This window comes from Thermovibrio sp. (genome assembly GCA_015488335.1).
Taxonomy (GTDB): domain Bacteria; phylum Aquificota; class Aquificia; order Desulfurobacteriales; family Desulfurobacteriaceae; genus Balnearium.
Genome location: WFNZ01000027.1, coordinates 1 through 5,535 on the forward strand (window position 1 = coordinate 1; position 5,535 = coordinate 5,535).

Sequence of the window (5,535 nt, forward strand, 5' to 3'; positions counted from 1 at the left end):
CGCTCCTTGCAGCCTTAAAGATTCCGCGAACAACTTTCGGGCTCCAGGAGTGGTAGATACCGCCGGGGCGGAAGCGGAGCTCCCCTGAAGGCTCCGGCTCAGTTTTTTCTTCCGCCTGCTTAACCCTTTCCCTTACAACAGCTTCAATCTCCTCAAGCCCTATACCACCTATTGGAGAAGCCGTGTGAGGGAAGTATTCGTCAACAACCTCTCTTCCTATCCCTACAATGTCAAAGAGGTGTGAGCGGTGGTAGGAGGAGATAACCGAGATTCCCATCTTAGACATAATCTTTAAAAGGCCTGCGTTTATGGCCTCTTTATAGTTCCTCTCAAGTTCTTTGTAAGGTTTGTTGAGCTCAACCTCGTTGGCCTTTAGGTACTCAAAGACGAGGTAGGGGTAAACGCCGGAAGCTCCAAAGGCCACAAGTGCAGCAGTCTGGTGGGTATCCCTTACCTCTCCGGTTTCAACAATTATTGAAACTTTATGCAGGAGCTTCTCCCTCTCTAAAAAGGCGCAGAGGCCTGAAACTGCAAGGAGAGAGGGAATCGGGTATTTAACACCCCTGTCTGAAAGAATCACTATCTCAACGTCTTCTTCCTCTATCGCCCTTTTTACAGAGTTAAATAGGTTCTCAAGCCCCTCTTTAAGGGAGTTTTCAAACTCCATCTTGAAAGTTTTAACCCGAACGAAAGAGGTGTTTTTAATCTCCTCAAACTCAGTTGGAGTGAGGAGGGGAGAGTCTATCTCTATTCTCCGCTTGAGCTTTCCGGAGAGGTCAAGGAAGTTAACCTTTGAACCGAGCCTCAGCTTGAGACTCATAACGGCCTTTTCCCTTATGGGGTCAATGGGAGGGTTTGTAACCTGGGCAAACCTCTGCTTGAAGTGACGAAAGAGGAGGTAAGGCCTGTCTAAGAGGTTTGGAAGGGGAGTATCGTCTCCCATTGAGAAGACGGGCTCTTTACCCATCTCGGCCATATATTCAACAACTTCTTCAAGGTCTTCAGTTGAGTAGCAGAACTTAACAAGTTCTTTAGAGAGTTTTTCTGAAGGTTCTGGCTCAACGTAGTTTTCACCCTTTAACCTGTATAGTTTCCGCCGAACCTCCTTTTCAACAAGGAACTTGTCGGCAATTTCCCTTAAAACCTCAGAGTTTTCCTTAATCTCGCCGCTTTCCGTATCTACAACGAAAATCTCCCCCGGCATAAGGCGGCCAAAGTGAGAGACTTCCCCGTCTGGAATGTCAACCATTCCAACTTCAGAGCCGAAAACAACTAAACCACTCTCTGTAACAACGTATCTGGCAGGGCGAAGGCCGTTTCTGTCAAGCTTTCCGCCAACCACCTTTCCGTCTGTAAACGCAATGGCCGCAGGACCGTCCCACGGCTTCATAAGGAGTGAGGCATACTGGAAGAAAGCTCTCTCCTCGTCTGTTATGTCGTCTAAAAGCTCGTAGGCCGGTGGAACTAAGAGGGTTATTGCCGTTGCAGGGTCAACTCCGCAGACAACTAAAAGCTCAAAGACTCTGTCTAAAGAGGCTGAGTCGCTTTCAGTGAACTCAACTAAGGGAAGAACCTCTTTTATCCTCTCTCCGAGAACGGGAGAGGAGAGAATGGGCTCAATGGCCTTAATAAAGTTCCTGTTTGCCGTAATCGTGTTTATCTCTCCGTTGTGGGCTATGAGCCTTAAGGGCTGGGCAAGTCTCCACTCCGGGTTCGTGTTTGTTGAGTAGCGCTGGTGGAAGATGGCTATTGATGAGGAGAGCTTTTCATTTTGAAGGTCTAAAAAGAAGTTCTTAAGGTCTGGAGCTAAGAGCATTCCCTTGTAGGCAACAAGGTCTGAAGAGAGGGAGACGACGTAGTTTTCAGAGTGGAGCTCCGCCAGTTTCTTTTCCAACTTTCTTCTTAAAAGGTAAGTCTCAACCCTGTCTCCCGCTGGAGCAATTACCTGGTAGAAGGCCGGCATTGAACGCCTTGCAATTTCGCCACACTGGGTTGTATCAACGGGAACTTCCCTTAAAACGGCATCTCCGAGGGTTTCCTTAACTTCACTCTCTATGAGGGAGAGAGCTCCGTCAACATCTCCCTTTAGGAAAAAGGTTCCAACTGTAACCTTTTCGGCAGAAAAGTCTCCCCTTATTCTTTTTGCCTCTTTGATGAAGAACCGGTGGGGAACCTGAAAGAGAATTCCAGAACCGTCTCCCGTTCTTCCATCTGCTAAGGCGGCTCCCCTGTGGGTGAGGTTGGTAACAGCCTTTAATCCTTTATCTATTATCTCGTAGCTCTTTTCTCCGTTAACCGAGGCTATGAATCCAACACCGCAGGAATCTTTGTGTCTATAAACCATTGTCTCTCCTCTCTTAAAGCTGATTTATTGAGAATCAATTCTATCAAAGCGGAAAATGTACTTGCCTTTGGGGGAAACAACCTCTTCTAAGCCAACGTAAACAGTATCTCCAACTCTCTCTTTTCTATACTCTGAAGAGGGGTAGAAGAGGTATCTGGGCTTTGTTATTTCCAGAACTTCCCTGAAAACCGGCCTTTCTGGAGAGTCTGCAATCACAAGAAAGTCAAGCCTTTCAAGTCCTGAACGTTTAAAGAGCTCTATCAGAGCTTCAACGTCTTCCCTGAATATTGCGTTCTGCTTGCTCTTTCCGATTTTCCCCTTAACCTTTACCCACTCTGTCCTTGTGAATTTCGCTGTTGACGGGTTGTAAACACCGCTGATTCCGCTAAACGTAAGCCCCTCTTTTGTTCTGAAAAGGCGGGAGAGGAAGTCGGTACCGGAGCTCCTTCCCAGAACTTCCAAGTTATCGTGAGCTCCCCTGCAGTAGAACCAAGTTTTATCTATCCTCACAGGTTTCTCAAAACCGTGAGGACCAATAGTTATAACGATATCGGGCTGTGAAACTTCTACAAGCCCCGTAAACCTCTCAACTGCACCTTTAACCGGACCAAGAATCAGTATCTCCATCGCCAATCTCCCTGCCTGTTAGGGTGGAGAATTATATCTGAACCTCTTGACACTATCTCCGCTGTTCCTATATTATTCACCGTCCACGATGTGCCGGCTTAGCTCAGCTGGCTAGAGCGGGTGACTTGTAATCACCAGGTCGGGGGTTCGACTCCCTCAGCCGGCACCATACGTGGAGGGGTGGCCGAGTGGTCAAAGGCAGCGGACTGTAAATCCGCCGGCTTACGCCTACGCAGGTTCGAATCCTGCCCCCTCCACCACTGACGCGGGGTAGAGCAGTCTGGTAGCTCGCCGGGCTCATAACCCGGAGGTCGCGGGTTCAAATCCCGCCCCCGCAACCAACTTTAATTCCCGGTTTATCTTTTAAATCTTTTCAATTTGCAAAATACAAAAGCATTAAGATCCTTTACTTATAAACGAACCTATGTTGACTTTATACGGTCTATTTTTTCTTGAAGGTATTTAATGAACTGTTCTATGCTCTGAACTGATTTATGACTTACTGAAATAGAAAGATAAATTTCCCTATTATTTCCTATCGCAACTTCTTTAGGTTTTCCCAAACCTGATAAGTTTTTAGTAGAGATAAACCTAACCAAATCTAAATTATTTATGTAATGAGCTATCCAAATATCCATATTAGAATGTCTCTTAGCAAATTCAAACTTATCTGGCCTTATCCATAAATCATCTTCCTTACTCAGAAAGTTAGTTCCGGTAACTTCAATAAAGAGTAAAACATAGCTAAATTTCCCCTTCTTATATATAACTGCTAAATCAGGAATACCTTTTTCTACAGGATGACTTTCAATCAGTTTATCACTTCCAGCTCCAAAACCAAAAATCTCAAAGTCAATATCTTCTTTTAAAAGCTCTTTTATTTTATAAATAACTGCCAAAATTCTACTCTTTTCTTCCTTCCATTTGTCCTTATATCTATTCTTCCAGAATAGTTTAACTTCTCTTTTTAACTCTTCACAATTTATCTCATCTCCCACCTTAAGATTCAAGCCTTTAAACACTCTCTCTTCCATACCTGTACAGAATTGCCCATCTATATAGACAGATAATCTATTAGGATTATTCTTCTGTCTTCTTATTCTCGTAATCTTTCCCATATCCTATCTCAAATAAATCATCTGGCTCAATATTATACGCTTGCAAAATTAAGTTTTCTATAAGTTGATACTTTTCTCTATTAAAACGAGAAAGCAAGGAGTCTACTAAACTGACTATAGAATCAACAGTTTTTCTACTAAAATCAGGAAGTAAAATTTTTTCAAAAAAGTAATTATCAAAATGCATAGTTCTTATTGCTTTATTGTAAACAAATCTGTAAACATACCAACTAAAAAAATCAGAATTCATTAAACCTAATAAAAATTTAAGAGGATAATTCTTCTCATCCAACGAAATAACATTATTTACTGTATCTAACGTTATGTACCCTTCACCATCAAAAGTTCCTGATATCTTGATGTGGTCGTACGGTTTCTTTATATGAGCAATAATATTTTGAAAGATAAGCTTAGGCTGTATGAACTTTTCTACTTCATCTTTATTTAGGAATTCCTCATCAATGAACTTCAACTGTCCGGCTATCTGATATCTTTTTATATTCCTACCGGATATTACGACAAAGTTTCCTTCATCCCTTAGATATCTCTGTAATCCCTTTCCCCTAAATGTCCATGCCACATCCGATAGTCTCAATTTACAATTTCGCTTAATATAGTTAAAAATCTTGAGGGCTTTATCTTCTATATTTGTTAGAATAATCCCAATGAACTTAGGAACTTCTTTATCAATTCTTGCCAAATTTGTAACACTTCCATTGATAATTCCAGCAGAAAGATAATGTTTAGTTGTTAAATCACACCGTAGAATACAGATAACTTGTTCTAACTTAACGTTTTTAAAAGCAGTACTTACATCAATGCACTCTATTAGACCGTTTAATATAAGTTTTCGATCATTCTGCCATACGCTTGAGTACGTTAAAGACTTAGGAACAACAAAAGACACAAATCTGGATAGAGAGCATGCTCTTTTTATAAATAAGGAAGCTGTATTAGTATTTGTGGAAAAACTCTTATAAAATTTCTTCTCAAGTTGAGACAATTTTGCTCCATAAGGCGGATTTCCTATCACAATATCAAAAGTTCTCTTGTCTACGAATACATCAGGAAATTCCATTATCCAATGAAATGGCTTTATTTTCTCTAAATCATCCCGGTTAATGTTATATTGCACAGCGAACTTTTCATTTAATCTTTGCGATAAATTACTGTCAATTCCTTTGATAATCTCATATAAAAATCTTGCTCCTTCCGAATTTAAAATTGCCAATAAAACCTTTATTAAATCTTTTTTGAGTTTTAGTATTTCTCTCAAATCATCAGCATTAAGAGTGTCTCTTTCAAGAAAGTCATTAAGCTTATCAAGCCTTTTTAAAAGATGACTTTCAATGCCTAACTGCTCTGCAATTTTATCTATATAATTCTTTCCCTTAAGTAGATTTATTTCTTTCTTAAGATTCTTTAAATTCTTCCTTTTCTTTTTGA

4 protein-coding genes and 3 tRNA genes are annotated in these 5,535 nt (G+C 41.1%); 3 read left to right on the forward strand and 4 right to left on the reverse strand.

Features of this window, described 5'->3' with window-relative positions:
* Together F8H35_RS03175 and F8H35_RS03180 are read right to left on the reverse strand one after the other, a co-directional pair.
* Positions 1-2,344: glutamate synthase central domain-containing protein (locus F8H35_RS03175; RefSeq protein ID WP_472572129.1), on the reverse strand; the 2,344-nt coding region annotated here is incomplete at its 3' end.
* A 24-nt stretch (positions 2,345-2,368) separates the two neighbouring features.
* The gene (locus tag F8H35_RS03180) at positions 2,369-2,971 is read right to left on the reverse strand and encodes a hypothetical protein (protein ID WP_472572130.1); all 603 of its coding nucleotides are present in this window, start codon (positions 2,969-2,971) and stop codon (positions 2,369-2,371) included.
* A 92-nt stretch (positions 2,972-3,063) separates the two neighbouring features.
* On the opposite strand from F8H35_RS03180, the gene F8H35_RS03185 reads away from it, so the two are divergent.
* The 3 genes from F8H35_RS03185 to F8H35_RS03195 all read left to right on the forward strand — a co-directional run bounded on the left by F8H35_RS03185 (position 3,064) and on the right by F8H35_RS03195 (position 3,312).
* Positions 3,064-3,140: transfer RNA gene (locus tag F8H35_RS03185), tRNA-Thr, on the forward strand.
* 5 nt (positions 3,141-3,145) lie between these two features.
* Positions 3,146-3,231, forward strand: a tRNA-Tyr gene (locus F8H35_RS03190).
* 4 nt (positions 3,232-3,235) lie between these two features.
* Positions 3,236-3,312: transfer RNA gene (locus F8H35_RS03195), tRNA-Met, on the forward strand.
* 81 nt (positions 3,313-3,393) lie between these two features.
* Here the strand turns inward: F8H35_RS03195 and F8H35_RS03200 are convergent.
* Both F8H35_RS03200 and F8H35_RS03205 read right to left on the reverse strand, forming a co-directional pair.
* Positions 3,394-4,089, reverse strand: coding sequence for a hypothetical protein (locus F8H35_RS03200; RefSeq protein ID WP_472572131.1), 696 nt, complete (start codon positions 4,087-4,089; stop codon positions 3,394-3,396).
* Positions 4,052-5,535: Eco57I restriction-modification methylase domain-containing protein (locus tag F8H35_RS03205; RefSeq protein WP_472572132.1), on the reverse strand; the 1,484-nt coding region annotated here is incomplete at its 5' end. The genes F8H35_RS03205 and F8H35_RS03200, both read right to left, overlap by 38 nt.

Bases quoted from the DNA above. Each gene is read 5' to 3' on its own strand.
- F8H35_RS03180 (WP_472572130.1), bottom strand. From the start codon at position 2,971: ATGGAGATACTGATTCTTGGTCCGGTTAAAGGTGCAGTTGAGAGGTTT.
- F8H35_RS03200 (WP_472572131.1), bottom strand. From the start codon at position 4,089: ATGGGAAAGATTACGAGAATAAGAAGACAGAAGAATAATCCTAATAGA.